Consider the following 19,865-nt stretch of genomic DNA (forward strand, 5'->3'; position numbering starts at 1 on the left):
GCCCTGCCAAGCCGAGTATCCGCCTCGTTACAGACTGGCCAACAACTGCAGGTCAAAGCTTCTATTCGCCAGACTACCCTCAACGATTCTAGCTATTCAGTCGCAAGTGTGTCGTCGTTAGTTGAAAGCGGGGTTATCCGCCTGCAGGCGCGCTAATTATCGTGTCATCTCGGCGGTGTTCCGAGATGTGGGTCTCGACTGCGGGCAAAGGTGTTCAGCAACGTATGCTTAATCCAGTACGGTCGTACTTACCGCCATTCCTACAAACGGTTCGGAATTCTCGGCCTGGGGTGGCTGCGACTCGGTAAACGGTAACACCTGCACCGTCCAGATGCACACTTCCCGGACGGTCACCGCGTCATTTTGGAGGCAGTGATGGCAATGGGTAACTTGAAAGTGATGCTTCTGATATTGATATTTGCAGGCTCATTGAATTTACTTATGGCCCAGGATCGCATCCTCGATTTGACCGACATACCGAGAACAACAAGGCGCTTCATCCCGACAGAGGAGAGGATTACTAGCGGTAGTGTGATGGTTAGTGGCCGACCGCGTCCGGTCGAACCGTTGGCTCTTGTCCTCTTGCGCGCCGACGTGACTCCTGACAAAAAAGTTGTATATGAAGTTAGATTCACAAATACCGGGTCGGAGCCTGTTTGCATTCCCACGGAGCCGAACGTTTCAAACATGGAACCCCTGAAACCGGAGCCATACACATACGACGGGGCCGCCCTCTCACTGTTCACAAGTGATTTCGGCGGTGAAAGCAGGGGGCTTGGGAGCATTACCCTCGTTGACGATTCAAACCACTCACATTGCAAAAAACTGGAGCACAATGAGTCCTTTGTGATACGTGCAAAGACCAGGCGGGAGATACCCACTGATGCCATGCTCACAGGTAATCTGCTGATACGAGCGAACTGGCGCCCATTTTCTGCTCGCGTCTGGTTCGCAGATGGTCAGATTCACGAGGATTCTTCGAGCACAGGTTCGCTCGTCTCCAACCCTTTGACGGTCTGCGCGACAGATTGCAATGGCACTAAACCCTGAGTAGGGCTGGTGGTCCACATCTCCGGGTAAACTGCGTCGGTGCCCCACATCTCGGCGGTGTTCCGAGATGTGGGTCTTTTGAACTTTTTCCGGCGTTACGCAATCACCGAATCACAATGGACGGCTGACAGACGCAGTGGCTTCGCGGGAAATGTGATGAGATCCCAAAAAGACCCACATCTGCGAACACCGCGCAGATGTGGGGCACCCAGCAGTCAATCGTAGCAGCGGCCCTACATTTACGAACTGCAGAATGGAAACTTCAATGGCCCAATCAATTTTGCCCCTTATGCTGCATGCCGGTAGGTATATCGCTCTGTGTGTGGCCATCGGCGCTTCAGCACAGAGTGCGGACCAGAACAAGACCCTGGATCTTGGCCTTGTTCGCACGACTGAGCCGGCGGTAGTAGTTGTAGGCGGGAGCGGGACTGGAGGAGGAATCGGTGGGCCTGGCAGCGTGATTCAACCCGTTAAGGTTTCGATCATGCAGGTGGATAAATCACGCTGTCGAAGTGGCGAGATGGTGATCCAGATGGGAGTGAGCAACACGACTGATCAGATGATTATGCTGCCTTGGAGTCCCGACGGTGAAGCCGTCGTGGCGCCGCATGGGCTAGCAGCATTTCCCTACAAACATCTCAATATCTCACTGTTTGAGGAAGGAACGAACACACAGTCGTCCGCCGTGTCGCTGTTTGGTACGCCGCATAGTTCCGGCTCAGAAGTTTCATTGAAGCCGGGCGAGTCAGTAGTGGTCCGGGGACTTAGGATCAGCAACCCGTCCAATGACCTCTGCGCCGCTCGGTTCAGTGCTGTCGTCACTCTATATAGCGAGGAACTTTTCAAGGACGGTGATAACAAATACCGTCTTCGCTCACGGCAATTATGGCAAGCTGAAGCACATTCGCCTAGTACCCATAAGCATGAAGTCCAACAAGAGCGCGTGCTGGATCATGCAATGGCATTTCCCACCCACCTGAAGGTGCCCCAGGTTCCAGCGGAAAATTGCAGCACTACTTCGCTGGCTGATAGCTCAGGTACTTTTCCAGCGGAATTTCGAAGTACATGAGCTCGCCGCCATTTCCATCGGACAGTCCGGTCACATACAGATGCGCTCCGGCGAGCGGATCGCGCAAGTCTCCGACGTCGAAAAAGAAGAACCCAGCTTGTGTCGAGTGCGGTTCGACGGCCTTGGCGCGGAACTTGGAAGCCTCCAGTTCTTCGTAGGCCTGCTTGGGAACTCCGCCGCGATCCTTGCTGCGCGGGAGGGGAATCGGCAGCGGATTGCGCGAGGGCTCATCGCCACGGCGCTTCAAGCGACTGATGCGGCGGAATATGTCATCGTCATCCGCTGGCTGGATCTTCGTGCGATCGCGCGTGATCAACTCAAGTTTCATGTTCGCAATAAACGCGGCGCTATCGCCATCGTTGCTGATAATGACGTGAAAGGGCAAGAAGCCGTGCTGCGCGTACGGGACGCTGAAAACCGCTGCCTTGTCCGCCATGTCGTAGGGATCGACGGCGATTGAGACTTTCTCGGCGGGATGCTCATCGTGCGCCGGGTAGGTCTTCGCATGAAACGCCTTCGGCATGACGAAGTCTTTTGCCGCGGCTACGACTACGAACAGCGCGCAGACGACTAGAACGACGGCGGCGATACGTGTACCGGTTTCACCGTTTGAGCGATGCATGTTCGAGCGAAGCATGTCTGATTATCGTCCGTGTTGTCGATGGCGGCAACCGGAACAGCGGCATCGCCAAGTACAATGACTCACAGTGTATCTCGCATACAGTGCGTTGCTGGCGCTTGCGCTCATCCTGGGAGCGCCGTTCTGGCTCGTCCAAATGGTGCGTCACGGCAAGTACCGCGCGGGCCTGGGCGAGCGTCTCGGGTTTGTGCCGCGGCGTTTACGCGGGAGTAGCGGGCCTACCATCTGGATCCACGCAGTTTCGGTTGGCGAGGTGCTGGCCGTCAGCGCCGTCGTCAACGAACTACGCCGCGAACTGCCATATCGCATCGTTGTTTCCACAACGACTCAGACGGGTCAAAAACTGGCTCGCGAACGCTTTGGTGAAGCCTCGGTGTTCTATTTCCCCCTGGACTTTGCTGCATGCATCCGCCCCTACTTTGACGTGCTCAAGCCGGAGTTGGTGGTCTTGGCTGAAACAGAGTTCTGGCCGAACTTCCTGCGCGTTGCCCACAGCTCGGGCGCAAGGGTTGCGGTTGTGAACGGACGCATCTCCGACCGGTCGTTCCCGAGATATCGGCGCATCCGAGGGCTGCTCGCGGCCGTGCTTTCCAACGTTGATGCCTTCCTCACGCAGACCGAGGAAGATGCGAACAGGCTCGTCGAAATCGGAGCGCCTTCGGAGCGGGTGCGAGTTGCGGGAAATCTGAAGTTCGATGTGCGTCCGCCAGCAAGCGCCGAGTTCATAGGAGATTTACGACGCGCGCTTGGCCCCGCCGGTGACGCCGTCGTCGTGGCCGGTAGCACAGTGGAGGGCGAAGAGTCGATTGTGCTGGAGGCATTCGCCACCGTGCTGGAGCGGTACCCGAAGGCGCTGCTGGTGCTTGCGCCGCGTCATCGTGAGCGCTTCGACGAGGTCGCGCAGACATTGGCCGCGACCGGCCTACGGTTCTGGCGACGCTTGCAAATCGATCTGGCAACGATTTCACTTTCAGGCGGAGTGCTCGTTCTCGATACGATTGGCGAGCTGGCGTCCATCTACGAAGTCGCCGAGATAGCATTCGTCGGAGGAAGCTTGGTGCCCCGCGGCGGACACAATATTCTGGAGCCGGCACAGCATGGCGCAGCAATCCTGGTGGGCCCACATACCGAAAACTTCCGCGACATCATCGCCCTTTTCCAGCGTGCGGATGCCCTACAGGTAGTCACTCGGGAGTCGCTGGCGCAAACGCTGTTGCAACTCATCCACGACAAGGGCACTCGACAGTCGTTCGGGGCGCGGGCCAGGGCGGTGCTTGAATCCCAGGTGGGTGCCACGGAGAGGACGATTGCTGCGTTGCGCGAGCTACTTTCCAGCGAGGGACGCCGATGAATCCGCTATCAGGAATCTTCGGCGCAGTGGTTGCGAGCCGCAACGCGCTCTACGACGCGGGGGTTTTTCCACGACGGCGCTTGCGCGCGCCTGTGGTCAGCATCGGCAACATAAGCCTCGGCGGTGCAGGGAAGACCCCGTTCACGATTTTGCTTGGACGATTGCTGATGCGACGCGGAATCAGATTCGACATCCTCTCTCGCGGCTATGGACGACAGACACGCGGAGCGATGCGCGTGCTCGGCGAGGGCGCGGCACGCCAGTTCGGGGACGAACCCTTGCTCATGGCGCGCACACTGGCCGTGCCGGTGTTCGTCGGCGAACGAAGGTTGGATGCTGGCCGACTTGCCGAACTCGAGGACGCGCCGGACTTGCATCTGCTTGACGATGGCTTTCAGCATAGGCGGCTTGCGCGCGATTTCGATATCGTGATGCTTTCGGAAGAAGACGTTCGCGGCAGACTCGTCCCTTCTGGGCGACTGCGCGAACCTGTGTCTTCACTACGACGGGCCGATGCCGTGGTGGTTGCGCCCGGCTTCCCGACGACGGACGTTGCAGCCTACTGCTCGCGGATCTGGCGCCTGCGTCGCGGGATCGAAGTGCGCTACACCGGCAGCAAGCCAATCGTGTTCTGTGGAATCGCGCGCCCGCAGCAGTTCTTCTCCCAAATTCGACAGGCCGGAATCAGGCCGTTGGCCGAGATTTCGCATCGCGACCATCACGCCTACTCCGAGCGCGACGTTGCTGACTTGCTAATGGCGGCGCAGTCACATGGCGCTGATGGGTTCATCACCACGGAGAAAGATTCCATCAATTTGGGTACCATGCTGACTCGTCTGCCCAACGTCACCATTGCGCGAGTCTCCATGGAGTTGGACGACGCCGGGACGGTGATTGATGACATGCTGAAGACGATCGACGCGCGCCGGCAGGCGACGCTGTAAGCTGACTCGGCAGGGCAGCGGTGCTCGTGAGAGAATTCCGGTCAAGCCAAGGCAATTAGCAAGGGTTAAATGAAGACAAAGGCCAACATTGGAAAATTGCGCAAGTACGTCGAGGAGTTTACAAACTTCACGGTGACGGTTCTCGGCGACCTTGTGGCAGACGAGTTCGTTTACGGCGAGATTGCGCGTGTTTCACGCGAGGCACCCGTCCTGATCCTGCGCCATCGCGAACAGACGGTTGTTCCCGGCGGTGGCGGGAACGCAGTCATGAACCTGGCCGCCCTCGGCATCAACGTGCTGCCCGTCGGAATCGTTGGGGACGACGAACCTGGCCGCCTCCTCGTGCAGCAGATGAAGGCTAAGAAGATTCCGACCAGCGGTATCGTTCGTGTTAAGGGCCACACGACGACGACGAAAACGCGCATTCTTGCCGGGATGACGCACTCGGCGCGGCAACAGGTCGTCCGCGTGGATCGCGAACCGGAGCCAATCAAAGACACGCATCCGGCGCTGCTCGAACTGATCTCGTCCGCGCGCGAATATGCAAAAGCCTCCGACGCGATGCTGATTTCGGACTATGGCTACGGCGCGGCCACTCCGCGACTGCTCACGTTTATTCGTTCAGACGGCTCGCTTGGCGATATGCCTATAACGCTGGATTCGCGCTACCGGATGCTGGAGTACAGCGGCGTTACGGCCGCGACGCCAAACGAACCCGAGGTGGAAGCAGCGCTCAATGTGAGCATCGGCAACGACCACGAAAAGCTCTTTGCCGCAGGCGACGAACTTATGAAGCGCATGAACTTGCACTCGCTGGTGGTCACGCGAGGCAGCGACGGTATGGTCGCGTTCGAGCGAAAGGCAAAGCCGGTTGAGATTCCGATCTTCGGTTCGAACCAGGTCACCGACGTAACCGGCGCGGGCGATACGGTGATCGCAACCTTCACTGCCGCGCTTGCCGCCGGCGCGGATACAGAGTCCGCAGCACGCCTGGCGAACTTTGCCGGCGGTCTTGTAGTTATGAAGCGTGGCACGGCGACCGTTTCGCGCCCGGAATTGCTTGCGGCGCTCGATGAGGCGGCGGAGGCAGGCGCTACCAAGTGAAGCCGGGATACTCAAACAAGATTCTCGAACGAGAAGCCCTGAAGCAGCGCGTCGCAGAATGGCGGGCAGCGGGCGAGCAGGTCATCTTGACGAATGGATGCTTCGACATGCTGCACGTTGGGCACGTCCGGTATCTGCATGGTGCGAAATCGCTTGGCGGACGCGTAGTCGTTGCCGTCAACTCGGATGAGAGCGTCAGAATATTGAAAGGCGGTGGGCGGCCACTGATGCCGGAAGGCGAACGCGCCGAAATCCTTGCGGCGTTGCAGGACGTGGATGCCGTCGTGGTCTTCTCGGAGCCGGATGTGCGCGCGCTAATCGGCGAAATCAAACCGGATGTGCAAGCAAAAGGCACCGACTACACCGCCGAAAGCGTCCCCGAACGCGACGCGGTAATCGCCTGCGGCGGGCGCGTGGAGATTGTCGGCGATCCAAAGGATCACTCCACGACCGAATTCCTTAGCCAGATGCAGCCGCAGAAGAAGTCCTGAGCCGCGCAACCTTGATCGAACCTGACTTGAAGAACGAACGCCCGGCAAAACCTTCGCGCATCCTTGTCGTCCGGCTGGGCGCCATGGGCGATGTGATCCACGCCATGCCTGCCGTTGGTGCCTTAAGACACGCGCTGCCGGGTTGCGAGATTGGATGGGCGATAGAGGAGCGCTGGCGTGCGTTACTTTGCTCTTGCGCGAATTCGTGCGGCGGTTCGCCGAACCTGGACATGCCGCTCGTTGATGCCGTTCACGTCGTGGATACAAAGAACTGGCGGCGGGCGATCGGGGCGAGAACGACGCGCGAACAGGTCCGCGCGGCCATCCGCGCAATCCGCGAACGTGAATACGATGTTGCCATTGATTTCCAGGGCGCGATCAAGTCGGCGCTGCTGGCGCGAGTGTCTGGCGCAGAACGCCGGTTCGGATTCGCTACCCCCCGCGAGAAGCTGGCCGCGATGCTTTATTCCAGCGCGGTCGAGGCGGAAGGCGCGCACGTCATCGAGCAGAATTTCTCGCTGGCATCGCATGTAGCAGGCAAGACGCTAACGGACGCGCGAGCGATCTTCCCTGTGGACGCACGCGCCCGCGAGTGGCGCGAGAATGTGCTGAACGCGCACGAAGTGTGTCGCTACGGCATACTGACTCCGGGTGCCGGATGGGGAGCAAAGTGCTGGCCAGCGGAACGATACGCTGCGGTTGCCCGTGAGTTGTCGAGCACGGGATTGAAGCTCGTCATCAACTACGGCCCCGCGGAAGAGGCGCTCGCGCGTGCGGTACAGACCGAGAGCGCCGGCGCGGCCAAGATGATTCCGTGCGGCATCGCCGAACTGATTGAGCTCACGAGAGGTGCGCAGCTTTTCATCGGCGGCGACACCGGACCGATGCACTTGGCCGCTGCGCTAGGAGTGCCGGTTGTGGCGCTCTTCGGCCCGACAGACCCGGCGCGCAACGGACCCTACGGGACCCGAAGTATCGTGTTGCGCAGCGAGCAGAGCCGCACCAGCTACTCGCATCGCGCGATGCTGGATGCAGGATTGATGTCCATTACGGTGGCCGAAGTAACTTCGGCAGCCATGAGTTTATTAGGAGTGCAATGACCGGAACGTCACAGACGGGTGTGAGTTGGAGCCGCGTTGCCCGGCGCATCAGGGTGCCACTCGGGTTCGCTTTTGCCGCTTTATACCTGTGGCTGGCGCGGCCCACGCTGGTTTCCCTCGTACTCGGCGCAGCCGTGGCGGCCTTAGGAGTCTGGGTGCGCGCGGTCGCTTCCGGACACGTTAAGAAAAACGAGGAACTCACAACGACGGGGCCTTACGCTTATTGCCGAAATCCGTTGTACCTGGGTTCCATCATCATTGCCGCCGGTTTCGCCATTGCCTCGCTTAGTATCTGGGTCGCGGTCGCGATAGTGGTGCTGTTCGTTGCCATTTATCTGCCAGTCATACGCTCGGAAGAAGGATTTCTGCGATCGCGGTTCGGCAACTACGATTCTTATGCAGCGCGTGTTCCCCGCCTGCTGCCTACTTTTTGCGGTGCAAAGAACCCAGGAGCGGGATTTTCACGCGAGCTTTACATGCAACACCGCGAGTACAATGCAACGTTGGGCGCGATGCTGATGTTATGCGCCCTCGCGGCCAAGTTGTTCTGGTACTCGCGACTAGGTTGATGCTGAAGAAGACAGCAATATTTCTGATTCTGACCGTGATTCTTTCGCTCACGACAGCCCTGCCGGCCGCAGCGCCCGCGCAGGCATCGCGGGCGCCTGCAAACTCGCCGAAAGTTTCAAGGGATACAATCGGGCCCGTATCTCATGTCAGGCCTGCTCCCGACAAATTCCGCTTTCCCAATGGGCAGACATTGCATTACGCAGCGGAATGGCGGCTCTGGACAGCCGGAACTGCTACGCTTCGCATGGATGGCTCAGGCAATGAGCAGCGCGTGACGGGCACGGCAGATTCGGCTGGATTCGTAGCTTTGTTGTACAGGGTCGCGGACCGCTTCGAGAGCTACTTCGACCGGCGTTCCTTCTGTTCCTTGCGAATCAACAAACATACCGAAGAAGGCCTGCACCGCCGTGACACCCAGATACGCTTTGACGCCGGACGCCGTAAAGCTGTGCTCGACGAACGCAACCTGAAGACCGGTACTACCAAACATACCGAGGAAGACATTCCCGGCTGCGTTACGGACGTGCTATCCGCAATCTTCTACGTAGGATCGCTGCAACTTGAACCGGGTAGCACCTACACCTTCCCCCTGAATGACGGCGGCAAAACAGTGGACGTGCGAGCGCACGTTGAAGCACGTGAGGAAATCAAAACCGACGCCGGAACCTTCAAGACCGTGCGGGTGCAGCCCGAAGCCGAATCAGGCGTGCTGAAAAGCCGGGGCAAGGTATGGGTGTGGTACACCGACGACGCGTCCCACATTCCTGTGCAGATGCGTGCCAGGCTTTTCTGGGGGACGCTGACCTTCCGGCTGACTCGTGTCGAGCGGCCATAGCGTTTCCAGTTAGATAAGACGGAAGCGCTCATTCAAAAGCCTTTGTAGCCGAGGCTTGTAGATAAGGTCATACGCAAGTTCCTTGTCCGGAAACATTGCCAAGGCTGCGCGACGGCTGTTCGCCGCCAACTCCGAAGCCTCCTCAATTGTAAGATCCGCGTCCTGGCTGATGACCGACATGACCATGTTAATCATGATCTGCAGGCGGCGAATCTTGCGAGCTTCCTCCGCCAGTTCGGCTTGTTCAGCTTCGCTCCGTTGGTCTGGCCTCTGCTCTGGCAGCTGCTCTGACAACCCCATGATCGCATTCCCCCGAAGGCACAAACGCCAGCCCCGTGTTAAGAGCTGGCCGTGCAGCCATTACCTGTTTCAACGTCTTGGATGAAATGAGTTTTCCCCCTGTTGCGTTTTTAGCCGGTTTTTTACGGGGTAGTGAGATTCCGCACTCATCGGCCACGGCCTACTAATAATTGGAGCTATCATGGAAAGTGGGGCGAGCATAGCCCGGCATTCAGGCGTTTCTGAGCAAGGGCGGGCGTAAGCCGAGTGAAGGAAGCCTCCGGCCTCGTGCTGGTGATAGCGGTCCTCCGACTCCGCGACTGCCTCGCTCCGCGCAGGAAGACAATAAGCGTTGTAACGATGTTAGAGTCAAGCGTAACAGTTTTGAAGTCGGTGTCCTCAGATAAAGACTCCACAAGCCGCGCGGTTACTGCATCGAAGAAGCTGGAGGAATAATGGCTACTGCACCGGAACCGAACGAAGTTCTCGTAAAGGTTTTCGACACCGAGCAGGAATCAGAGGCCATGGTGGTTCAAGGGCTGCTCGAGTCCTCTGGCATTCAGTCCGTGTTGACTTCGCTGGACGCAGTACAAGACGTCCTGCCCGGGGTCGGCGGCGTCATCATCCAGGTTCGGGCAGAGCAGGCAGAAGAAGCGCGACGCCTGATAGAAGAATACCGCGCCAGCGCGGCTGCCGAAGATGAAGTCACCGGCGATACGGCGCAATCCGAATAGAGCTCCCATCCAGGTAGAAGCTGACTATGCCCATGGTGTCCGTGCGATATGTGGAGACGTGTGCCTCAGCCAGTCGCGCCAGTACCTCAGGTCGCGGATGCCGGAAAGTATTGCGCCTTCCGACAGAGATTACGGCCAGCTTCGGACGCAAGGCAGCCAGGAACTCCGGCGAGGTCGCTGTGATGCTGCCGTGGTGGCCGACTTTCAACAGGTCCGCTCGGATGCCGTTTTTCACCAACTCCCGCTCGATCCGCCTGCCAGCGTCGCCGACCATCAGCACAGAATTTTCGCCGTAGCTGATGCGCAGAACCATGGCGTCTTCATCACGTACACGGGCCTTAAGTTCCCAGTCGCGTGGTGGCGCAAGCACCTGGAAATGCAGTCCGCCGAAGTCGAACACCTCCCCTGCGGCGCGCCTGCGAACTGAAACGCCATACTCGGCAGCTATGTCCAACAAAGCTTCCAGCTCAGGCGTGGAAAGGTTCGCCTCCGCCATCCAAAGCTCGCGCGGTTGGAAGTTCCGCACGATGGCGCGCATTCCGCCCATATGATCCAAATGTCCGTGGCTGAAGGCGACAGCGTCGAGACGAGCGATTCCGCGGGTCCACAAGTAAGGCGAGACGACATCCTCGCCGATATCGAAATCCGCATTCCCATTTCCGAGCATCCCGCCGGAATCAAGCAGCAAGGTCTTGCCTTCCGGCGAGACGATCAGGAACGAATCGCCCTGACCAACATCGATAGCCGTGAGTTCGAAGAGGCCACGCGGCAATTGTGCGTGGGGCGAGTAGGTGACGAGCAAGAACGCGCATAGGGTTAACGTGAACAGCCCCGTGGCGCACAACAGCGCTCGCCGTCGCGCCAGCAGCAGAGAAAGAGCAAAGCTCGCAGCGGCCAAGACCGCCATGGTGACGCTGGGTGAAGGCATTCGAACATCGCTCATACGCGAGGCGCCGACTAGCTTAACGGCTCCCGTAACAGCCTCAAGCGCCCAACTCGCGATCCACGCAGGAATGGCTGCCAGCGATTGAGAGACATAACTCAGCGCAACCGCTGCCACCGAGGCGGGCATGAGCACGCCCGTAAGAGGAACGACCAGCGCATTCGCCGGCAGCGCAAGCAGGGTCGCCCTATGGAAGTACCAGATCATCGGCAGCGCAAGCGCAACCTGCATCAGCTCCGAAACCAGCAACACCTCATAAGCGCCAAGTACGGTAGCGCAGAAGGTGACAACGGCAAAGCGAGCGCCGGATTTTCCTAGGAACCTGGAGAGGCGTCCGGCAATCATTCGCAGATCCAGGCGGAACTGTGCATGCTTAGGGTCCAGCACCTGGTCATATCCCACGATGCCAAACATGCGCAACGCCCTTCGATAAGGCTCGGAGGTGCGCTCCAGCAGGGGCAGCGCGATGCCTCCAATCGCTACGACGGAGAGGAACGTGAGTTGAAAGCTGGCATCGAGAATCGCGCCGGGATCGGCTGCAAGAATAATGAGCGCTGCAACACCCACGGCATTCAATGCAGCGCGCTGTCGATAGAGCAGGCGCGTCGCCAGGTAGATGGCAAGCATGAGGGCTGCCCGGACAATTGGTGCGCCGGAATCGGCGAGATAGGCGTAGCCGCACGTCACAAAAAGCGTGACCAGCGTTGCCGTTAATTCTCCGGCACGTATTCGCTTGAGCACCCAGAAGAGCACGAACGCCAGGATGCCAACGTTCATTCCTGAGACGACGAGCACATGGTAGGTGCCACTACGCTGGAACGCTTCGCGCCACTCCGGGCCGATGTACGCGCGCTCGCCAATCAGCATGGCGTCGAGCAATCCGGCCTGCGGCGCAGGCCAAAGAGCGTGAATCCGGGCGAGGATGCTGCGACGCATTCGGCTGCGCAAATCAGCGAATGCACTCCCGCTGTGTCCCGGTAATACATTGACCGCATCTGTACTCGCCGTACCCAGCAGATCAATTCCTTGTGCGCGCAGATAGCCTCGATAATCGAGTGCGCCGGGGTTCCCGTAGTTGAGTGGCGGGCGCAGCTTGGCCGTCAGGCTTACGCGTTCGCCATAGACGAGAAGTCTCTGTTTCGATGCTGACTGTTCCTCGTCGTCCCCATCGGCATCCGCGCTCGCCTTGCGGTGGCGCTCGAAAATGTTGAGCCGCACGGAACCGCTCACGGCATCGGAGCGCGATTCAATCATGACCTGTTCGACGGCGATGTCCACCGACTGCTGCTGGCCGCCGAATGGACTCTGTCGCAGCACGCCATCACGAATGACGTATCCGCTGATGCTGACTTCCTCGCCCTCGCTATGCCGCAGTAGCGGAGACGCTGGGCTGACTGCGGCATCACGGGCCTGAATGGCGAATGCGCCACACAGGCTAAAGAGTACAAGGGCCGCGCTTCCTGCTGCTACGGTGTTGCGTCGAAGCGCAAGCACGACCGCGCCAACCAAGATGAGCGCAAAAGCCGAGAGCAGCACAACCGGAGGATGCCAGAAGTGGCGACCGAAGATGATTCCGCTCGCAAACGCCACGCAAGCGGCAAACACCGGCGAATGTCCGAAGAGTCGCGGTGCGTTGGCGAACGGCTTGGGCCCGGGGAGACTCAGATGCGATCCAGGTCACCCAGGCCGATGTTCGCGGCCCACGGCCAGATCTCGTACTGAGCCAATCCGTTCCGTGTGTAGGGGTCGTTGTCGCGCACGCGGTCGAGTGCAGGTTGCGCATCCGCTTCAGAGATTCGCAGAAGCAGCGCGCCTCCGCTGCGCGGGTCAAGCGGCCCGGAGGCGATCAGGATTCCCTGCTCCTTCAGTTCACGCAAGTATGCGCGGTGCTCGTCGACAAGCTTGAGCACCTCTTCGAGAGGGCGGCGGTAGCGAAGGATGGCAAGTGCGTACATGAAAACCTGCGACGCCTTGCAACCAGCGTTACCGAACCAGTTGGAAGACGCTTTCCATGTGGAACGTCTGCGGGAACAAGTCCACCAGGTGTGCCTGTTCGACGCGGAAGCCCGATTCTAGCAGCACGCGCAAGTCGCGCGAGAGTGTGGACGGGTCGCACGATACATACGTCAATCGCGGAGTTTTCAACCGGCTCAACGCACGCGCCGTCCTTTCTCCCAAGCCGCTTCGAGGAGGATCGACAACGACGAGGTCGAAGCGAGAGTTCCCGGCAATCTTGCTGAGATATTCATCGGTGGACCCGTGTATTGCTCTCGAACCGCGGGGAGTGTTGTGCTTGAGATCGGAATAGGAGAACACGGCGGATTCAACGGCTGTGACGCGCTCGAACGTGCGTGACAGCGGCACGGTGAACAGACCAGTCCCGGCATACAGATCGAGCGCCGTGCCGCCTTTTCGGCCGCCGGTGACGAGTTCTAGCAGCTTCGATGCAAGGAATCGGTTTGTCTGGAAGAAGGAACCAGCACTGACCCGGTATTCGTTATCGCCAACTTTATAGGCGAGCTGGTTTTCTCCGAAGGCCAGTCCCGGCCCGGTTAGCGAATTCAGCAACGGAGCCCGGTCGCCCTCCGCCTCATTACTCGCTGCGGATTGGAAAGCCACAACGCCGATCACTTGCGGCATGACCTTTCGCAGGGCTTCGGCGAACGCGCGGAAGTCATCGGGCGGAGCGTTGCGATCTATGTAGAGTTCCAGCAGCAACGCCGAATCGTCATGGTTCGCGAAGAACTGCACTTCGCGCAAAGTGCCGGGAACGCGACCTACTCGGCCAATCTCCCATACTGTTTCCAAGGCGCGATTGATAAGCAGGGAACTGATGGGACACTCTTCCACGGGCAGCAGGTCGTGCGTGCCAAAGGCGTAGTATCCCAGCGCAAAGTCCGGCGCGCTGCGAACCTTCAGCCGTGTCCGATTGCGGTAGGCCCATGGCTCGGACGCATGGACCTGTAGCTCGCTTTCGAGCGTGAGCTTCGCCGTGCGCTGCAATGTTTCCCGCAGAATGTCGGACTTTATCCTGAGTTGATGGTCGTAACTGGTGTGCTGATAATGGCATCCACCACAGCGCGAGAAATAAGGGCACGGCGGAACGGTGCGAACCGGCGAAGCGGCGACAACCTCTTGAAGCCGAGCACGCGCGTAACCCGGGCGCTCCTCGACCACAGAGACGCTGACTTCTTCTCCCGTCAGAACAAAGGGCACAAACACGGCTTTCCCTTGTCCCTGCTCATTTGCTGGCAGACGGCCAAGTCCGTCGCCGCCATAGATCATTTTTTCAATCGTGATATTCAAGACACCATTGTTGCATAAGGGCGGAGCATAAGGCGGGGCGTCAATAGGAAGCTGCAAAAGGGATCATTCGACTCGGGCTTACGCCCTCGCTCATGAAGCCAAAGTGCTCAGCAGCTTAGCGACTCAGTATCTCTGCGGCTCTCCGAGCGACTCAACGGCGCTACATATAGAACAGACTGAGTCGCGGCAATGCGTAGCGTTCCAGCAGTTTCTTGTTCACGTACTGTTTCAGGAGTTGCTCGATTTGTGGGCCGGTCATTTTGCTGCGATAGGGCGCGAGCTCCCGGTCAGCCTGCGCGCGAATGGCAACAATGTCGTCGTCCGCAGTGACCGTGAACAGGACGGCAAACAGCTTCTCCTCCATGACGGTCATGCGTCGCTCAAGTTCTTCGAGATCGACCGGCGCGCCAGCGCGTATTCCCGCGGCAAGGTCCTGCAACGCTTTCGCATCGTCCGTCACCAGCGAACTTGCCTGTGCCGGGATCTTGGCCTTTTCCAGAGCAAGGGCGTTGCGGACGAAGAACCCGGCCACCGCCTCGTTGTCCACCTTGGCTTCGGATTTCTCCTTGCGCTCGGCGCCGACGCCAGCCTCGGCGATGTCTTCTGCCGCCCCGAGTACCTCCTGCGTGCAGTAGGCAAGACCGTTTACTTTGCGCGTCTTCGTCGGGCGCTTCTCCCATTTGTCGAACGCGGTGTCGATCCCGCGCAACACGGCTTCCAGCGGGATGCCGGCGTCCTTCCATGATTCGATCAACGCCCAGTCGAGAGAGGACAGCAGGAGAATGCCGCCGCGGCGAGCCTGGAAGTGCTCCTCGATTTCCGTGAAGTAGTTAAAATAATTCTCCACGATCAGGACTCCAGCGGGCGCGCAACGGTGGAACGAAGAAGATTGTGGCCGGACACACTCACCGGCGTTTCGACTGTTCAAGCGCTGCGGCTTCGGCGGAACTTGCCTCCGTTTTGCGACGCTGGTGCGCGGCGTTGCGCTCCCAGATGATGCGGAGGCCTTCAAGCGTAAGCAGGTCGTCCACGACGGTAATGAAGCGCGAGCCGCCGCCCATCAGCGGAGCCAGGCCGCCAGTTGCAACCACTTTCCCCTCGCCCAGTTCTCCGAGCATATGCTCCAGTATCCCGTCTACCAGTCCCAGGTATCCGTAGTAGAGACCGGATTGCAGGCTGCTCACCGTGGTGGTTCCGATGATGCGGCTGGGCTTGCGAATGTCCACGCGTGGCAGCCGTGCGGTGCGCACGAACAACGCTTCAGCCGAGATTCCAATCCCCGGCGCGATGATTCCGCCGAGATACTCACCTTTAGCTGAGATTGCGTCGAAAGTTGTCGCGGTGCCGAAATCGACGACAATGCACGGCCCTCCGTATTTCTCGAAGGCGGCTACGCTGTTCACGATGCGATCAGCGCCAACTTCGCTGGGATTGTCGTAGTACACCGGCATTCCAGTCTTTACGCCGGGCTCTATGAACAGCGGACGTGCCTTGAAATAGCGTTCGCAGACCTCGCGAAGCGTTGTATCCATGGGCGGCACGACGGACGAGATGACAATGCCGGTGATGGCGGACGAATCGATTCCGCTCATCGCGAACAGGTTGCGGAAGAGCACGCCGTACTCATCGACGGTCTGCGTTCTGATGCTGGCAACGCGCCAGTGCGCGAGAAGTTCCACGCCAGCGGCGATGCCCGGCTGCGACGGAGCAGCGTACACCCCGAGAACCGTGTTGGTGTTTCCTACATCGAGTACGAAAAGCATGCCTTACTGACCTTCTCCGGGAGGCTTGTGCCTAGTGTCTTAGATTTTTGCGTTGCGTGCTCGCACACCGCCCGAAAGCACCGTTCGCAGGCCGTCTGCGGCTCGTACCTGCAGGAATCCGCGTGAGTCGAGACCTTCCGTTACACCGTCATACCCGCCGTTTTCCTCGACGTGTACCTCGCGTCTTCGCGCGTAGGACGAGCGCTGTTCGAAGCGATGAAGAATGGACTTGTGTGCCGAGACCGATCCATCGAGAAGCGCACGATATTCGCGGTCAAGCGATTTTAACAAAGCTGCGACAAAGTCGACGCGCGACCAGCTACGTCCGGTTTCAATGCGAACCGAGGTTGCAATATCCTGAAGCTCGCCGGAGAAGCTCTCCTGGTTGATGTTCATGCCGATGCCGACGACGACGTAACGAACCCGCGTCACCTCGGCATTGAGTTCGGTCAGAATTCCGCAGAACTTTTTGTCGCCGAAGAGCACGTCGTTGGGCCAGCGAAGATCCGGGCGTATGCCGGTCAACTCCTCCGCTGCAGCAAAGACGGCGAGTCCGGCGGCCAGCGAGATAACCAGCACGTCGGCAGGTGCCAGGTTCGGGCGCAGTATGACCGAGCAGTAGATCCCGACCGAACTGGCCGAATCCCAATCGTGCCCGCCGCGACCTTTGCCGGAAGTCTGCTCTTCCGCGATGAATACCGCGCCCTCTCGCTCACCCTCGGCCGCGGCCTGCATTGCAGCGGCACTGGTTGAGCCAACGCGGTAGTAGTGCTGAATATTTTCAGCGAAGATAGTGCCCTTCAGCTTTGGCGCCAGCATCTCCGGCAGAAGGAGATCAGGGATAGACACCAGTCGGTAGCCTTCCGTCGGGTGCCCCTCGATGGCGACACCGAGCTCCCGCAGTTGCTCGATAAGCCGCCAGACTTCCGAGCGCCCAGTGCCAAGCTCCTCTGCGATCTTTGTTCCGCTTACGACCAGCATCGGATGGTCTGTGAGTAGCCGGACGATTTGGCCAAGACGATGGTCGGTCCGCGCTCCGATGTCGTTCGTTTGCGACGGATTGTTGCGCGTGGGCATGGAGTCGTGATTCATAGAATCGGGCCGGACGCGGTCGGGGCAACCCCCAAAGGCGAAAATTGATTATCCCGAACCGCCGCAAAACATTCAAAACAAAAACGCCGCCGGCCTTGGAAGCCGACGGCCCTGGGTTTGTATACCCAAGCGTTTGCGTACCCAAGCCGCTATTGCCTGGTGCGTGCTGCCCCGGTCTTCGGGGCTCCCGCCTTCATAGATTCAGGCGCGGATTTCATGGTCACGGCCACCGCCTTGACTGCTACTTTAGATGCTTCGTTCTTAACTGCTTCAGTCTCAACTGCTTCAATGTTGAGCTCGATCTTGACATCTTTGCCGACCGTGGCGCCTGTCGCGTCGTAATTCACGTTGTAATCGTACCGGTTAATCCGCGTGCCGGACTCGATTCCAAGCCGTGATTTCCCATGCGCGTCAGCCTTCGCGACGCTGAATGGCAGCGTCACCTCTTTGCTGACGTCCTTGATCGTAAGCATGCCAACAGCGACGAAGCCGTCGCCTTGTTTCATTACTTTTGTGCTCTGGAAGCGGATCTCCGGATACTTCTCGGCGTCGAAGAAGTCCGCACTCTGAAGGTGCTTGTCGCGACGGTCGTTGTCGGTCGTGATGCTGGCCGTGCTGATCACCGCAATGACCGATGACTTCGACGGATCGGCTTCGTCGTAGAGGATGGTCCCCGACATTGTGCGGAAACGGCCGCTGACATTACTGATCATCAGATGGCGAACCGTGAATGAGGCGGAGGAATGGGCAGGGTCAATCTTGTATTCCTCGGCTGCAAACGCGCACAGGGACGCTAAGACCAAAATAGACAACACAAGAAGTTGCTTACGCATAGGTTGCATCACTCCCACAATTGAACTCTGCTGAAAAGATGCAGCAGAAGCCGCGTGGATTCAATCTATGCACATTTGCGAACGACTTTTGTTTTTGCCCGACGCGAAACGCAAGGTGTCTCCACTCCGCGCCTTCGGCGCTCCGGTCGACATGACGCTCCAGGTTGTGGGCACTGATCAGAGACTTTTCGGCGGTGGCGACGAAAAAAGCAGCTTCTTCGCTTCACTCAGATGTGATGAAAGAAGGAGCTCTCCCACTTCCCAAATCAATCCGACAGGGTGTAGGCTTCCCAACGTTTGTTGCTGCTCAGCGGCGGAGGTTCGATATGTCGAGTAGAGTTTCGTGCAAGAACTGCGGACAAAGCGGCGAAGACCAACGCTACCTGGCGGGCAGCAACGGGCCAGAATGCGCCCTGTGGGTTGTGCCGATCGGACTTTTTATCTGGGGCATGTATGCGAGCACGCGACGAGTCTTTCCGGAAGACGGCTCCGAATACATCCGCCCGATGACTCCGTTTGAAACCGAACTGTATGGCATTTTGGGATTCATCGGCTTGGCATTTCTCGTAGCCGGCATCCTGTATTCGATCTACCGGCAAGCCGGAGCGAAGAGAGGTTGCTCTTACTGCGGCAGCTTCGATGTCGTGCCTTACGATTCCCCTGTGGGCCAGCAACTGCGACACACCGCGAAGGCGGCTCAACGGCGGCGCTCCGAGATCTATCCGCTCAACTAGGCCAACCATCACTTCGACTCCCCCTCCACGCTTTGCTGCTCTTCCAGGTAGTCCGCGTACGTCCTTCCCCTGCGTTCTGCTTCTCTCTGTATCTGCGCGCTCTTGGTCCCAAGCAGCGCCTTAGTGCCCTTAGACTCAACTATAGAACCTATGCCGGCAGAATACGCATGCTCAGGTCGACAGCTTTTGGCGAATGCGTGAGTGCGCCGACGGAGATGTAATCGACTCCGGTTTCGGCGTACGCGCGCACGTTCTCCAGCGTGATTCCCCCGGAGGCTTCCAGCGGAATGCGGCGAGTGTGCCGCGAAACCCGCTCAACGGCCGCGGCAACGGTTTCGGGCGTCATGTTGTCCAGCAGCACCGCCTCCGTGCCGAACTCCAGCGCCTGCTCGAGTTCATCCAGCGAGCGCACTTCGAGTTCGATCGGCTGTTCTCCTCGACGGTTGCGCAAGGCGCGTTCGAGAACCGTGCGGATGCCGCCGGCTAGATCGATGTGGTTGTTCTTGATGAGAATGCCGTCAGAGAGATCGAGCCGGTGGTTTTGTCCACCGCCGCAGCGCACGGCGTACTTGTCCAGCAGGCGAAGGCCAGGCACGGTCTTGCGGGTATCCAGAATGCGTGTGCGAGTGCCGGCAACGGCGTCAACGTAGCGCCGCGTGACGGTCGCGATGCCGCTCATGCGCTGCAGCAGGTTGAGTATGACGCGCTCGCAGGAGAGTATCACTCGTGCGTTGTGCCGCACGACCGCTACCGGCTGGCCGGCGTGGAGGCGGACGCTGTCAAAGATTTCAGGATGCGTCGTCACCTCCGGATGCGAAACCACCGTGCCATCAAGCAACGCGAAAACCTCAAAGATGCGTGCCACTGCGGCGATGCCGGAAAGCACGCAATCCTGCTTGGCGATGATGGTGGCCGTCGCGCGTTGTTGCGGATCGATACATGCGTATGTGGTTGCATCGCGCGTCGCGCGATCTTCCTGCAGAGCGTTTTCTAAGATGGCGGTGATGCGGCGGCTCGTCCAGTCCAC

21 protein-coding genes are annotated in these 19,865 nt (G+C 59.1%); 11 read left to right on the plus strand and 10 right to left on the minus strand.

What is annotated here, in order from left to right:
• Window positions 1–375 precede the first annotated feature (375 nt).
• On the plus strand, window positions 376–1,050 hold the full coding sequence (locus VN622_00100) for a hypothetical protein (protein HWR34254.1): 675 nt from the start codon (window positions 376–378) through the stop codon (window positions 1,048–1,050).
• Window positions 1,051–1,315: 265 nt separating this feature from the next.
• Window positions 1,316–2,119, plus strand: coding sequence for a hypothetical protein (locus VN622_00105; GenBank protein HWR34255.1), 804 nt, complete (start codon window positions 1,316–1,318; stop codon window positions 2,117–2,119).
• On the opposite strand, the gene VN622_00110 is transcribed toward VN622_00105, so the two are convergent.
• A complete protein-coding gene (locus tag VN622_00110; GenBank protein HWR34256.1) occupies window positions 2,064–2,756 on the minus strand; it encodes a hypothetical protein in 693 nt (230 codons plus the stop codon). The genes VN622_00105 and VN622_00110 overlap by 56 nt on opposite strands.
• Window positions 2,757–2,826: 70 nt before the next feature.
• Between VN622_00110 and VN622_00115 the strand changes: the two genes are divergently transcribed.
• From VN622_00115 to VN622_00145, 7 genes are all read left to right on the plus strand, one after another.
• A complete protein-coding gene (locus VN622_00115) occupies window positions 2,827–4,110 on the plus strand; it encodes a 3-deoxy-D-manno-octulosonic acid transferase (GenBank protein ID HWR34257.1) in 1,284 nt (427 codons plus the stop codon).
• A complete protein-coding gene (gene lpxK / locus VN622_00120; GenBank protein HWR34258.1) occupies window positions 4,107–5,054 on the plus strand; it encodes a tetraacyldisaccharide 4'-kinase in 948 nt (315 codons plus the stop codon). The genes VN622_00115 and lpxK overlap by 4 nt, the downstream gene beginning before the upstream one ends.
• A gap of 69 nt (window positions 5,055–5,123) precedes the next feature.
• Complete coding sequence (locus VN622_00125; GenBank protein HWR34259.1) at window positions 5,124–6,158, plus strand: bifunctional ADP-heptose synthase; 1,035 nt, start codon at window positions 5,124–5,126, stop codon at window positions 6,156–6,158.
• Window positions 6,155–6,649, plus strand: a complete 495-nt coding sequence (locus tag VN622_00130) for an adenylyltransferase/cytidyltransferase family protein (protein ID HWR34260.1) — start codon at window positions 6,155–6,157, stop codon at window positions 6,647–6,649. Before VN622_00125 ends, VN622_00130 begins: the two co-directional genes overlap by 4 nt.
• A gap of 26 nt (window positions 6,650–6,675) precedes the next feature.
• Window positions 6,676–7,749 carry a lipopolysaccharide heptosyltransferase I gene (gene waaC, locus VN622_00135; protein ID HWR34261.1) on the plus strand — a complete coding sequence of 358 codons (1,074 nt, stop codon included), beginning with the start codon at window positions 6,676–6,678 and terminating at the stop codon, window positions 7,747–7,749.
• On the plus strand, window positions 7,746–8,318 hold the full coding sequence (locus VN622_00140) for an isoprenylcysteine carboxylmethyltransferase family protein (protein HWR34262.1): 573 nt from the start codon (window positions 7,746–7,748) through the stop codon (window positions 8,316–8,318). The genes waaC and VN622_00140 overlap by 4 nt, the downstream gene beginning before the upstream one ends.
• Window positions 8,318–9,154 (plus strand): DUF3108 domain-containing protein, encoded by an 837-nt coding sequence (locus VN622_00145; GenBank protein ID HWR34263.1) that lies wholly within the window; start codon window positions 8,318–8,320, stop codon window positions 9,152–9,154. Before VN622_00140 ends, VN622_00145 begins: the two co-directional genes overlap by 1 nt.
• A gap of 9 nt (window positions 9,155–9,163) precedes the next feature.
• Here VN622_00145 and VN622_00150 read toward each other — a convergent pair whose 3' ends face one another.
• Window positions 9,164–9,454 (minus strand): hypothetical protein, encoded by a 291-nt coding sequence (locus VN622_00150; protein HWR34264.1) that lies wholly within the window; start codon window positions 9,452–9,454, stop codon window positions 9,164–9,166.
• A gap of 434 nt (window positions 9,455–9,888) precedes the next feature.
• Between VN622_00150 and VN622_00155 the strand changes: the two genes are divergently transcribed.
• Window positions 9,889–10,167, plus strand: a complete 279-nt coding sequence (locus VN622_00155; GenBank protein HWR34265.1) for a DUF2007 domain-containing protein — start codon at window positions 9,889–9,891, stop codon at window positions 10,165–10,167.
• Here the strand turns inward: VN622_00155 and VN622_00160 are convergent.
• The 7 genes from VN622_00160 to VN622_00190 all read right to left on the minus strand — a co-directional run bounded on the left by VN622_00160 (window position 10,139) and on the right by VN622_00190 (window position 18,104).
• Window positions 10,139–12,715 carry a ComEC/Rec2 family competence protein gene (locus VN622_00160; protein HWR34266.1) on the minus strand — a complete coding sequence of 859 codons (2,577 nt, stop codon included), beginning with the start codon at window positions 12,713–12,715 and terminating at the stop codon, window positions 10,139–10,141. The two genes, VN622_00155 and VN622_00160, sit on opposite strands and share 29 nt — an antisense overlap.
• A gap of 56 nt (window positions 12,716–12,771) precedes the next feature.
• The gene (locus VN622_00165; GenBank protein HWR34267.1) at window positions 12,772–13,065 is read right to left on the minus strand and encodes a YciI family protein; all 294 of its coding nucleotides are present in this window, start codon (window positions 13,063–13,065) and stop codon (window positions 12,772–12,774) included.
• A 28-nt stretch (window positions 13,066–13,093) separates the two neighbouring features.
• Entirely contained in the window at window positions 13,094–14,416 is a 1,323-nt protein-coding gene (gene rlmD / locus VN622_00170; protein HWR34268.1) for a 23S rRNA (uracil(1939)-C(5))-methyltransferase RlmD, read from the minus strand.
• Window positions 14,417–14,576: 160 nt separating this feature from the next.
• On the minus strand, window positions 14,577–15,263 hold the full coding sequence (locus tag VN622_00175; protein ID HWR34269.1) for a hypothetical protein: 687 nt from the start codon (window positions 15,261–15,263) through the stop codon (window positions 14,577–14,579).
• Between the two features lie 58 nt (window positions 15,264–15,321).
• On the minus strand, window positions 15,322–16,179 hold the full coding sequence (locus VN622_00180; protein HWR34270.1) for a type III pantothenate kinase: 858 nt from the start codon (window positions 16,177–16,179) through the stop codon (window positions 15,322–15,324).
• Window positions 16,180–16,218: 39 nt separating this feature from the next.
• Entirely contained in the window at window positions 16,219–17,271 is a 1,053-nt protein-coding gene (locus VN622_00185) for a biotin--[acetyl-CoA-carboxylase] ligase (protein ID HWR34271.1), read from the minus strand.
• Between the two features lie 149 nt (window positions 17,272–17,420).
• Window positions 17,421–18,104 (minus strand): YceI family protein, encoded by a 684-nt coding sequence (locus VN622_00190; protein ID HWR34272.1) that lies wholly within the window; start codon window positions 18,102–18,104, stop codon window positions 17,421–17,423.
• 326 nt (window positions 18,105–18,430) lie between these two features.
• Here VN622_00190 and VN622_00195 point away from each other — a divergent pair, with 326 nt between their 5' ends.
• Entirely contained in the window at window positions 18,431–18,838 is a 408-nt protein-coding gene (locus VN622_00195) for a hypothetical protein (GenBank protein HWR34273.1), read from the plus strand.
• Between the two features lie 148 nt (window positions 18,839–18,986).
• On the opposite strand, the gene nadC is transcribed toward VN622_00195, so the two are convergent.
• Entirely contained in the window at window positions 18,987–19,865 is an 879-nt protein-coding gene (gene nadC, locus VN622_00200) for a carboxylating nicotinate-nucleotide diphosphorylase (protein HWR34274.1), read from the minus strand.

The sequence above is a fragment of the Clostridia bacterium genome (assembly GCA_035561135.1).
Lineage (GTDB): Bacteria > Acidobacteriota > Terriglobia > Terriglobales > Acidobacteriaceae > DATMYA01.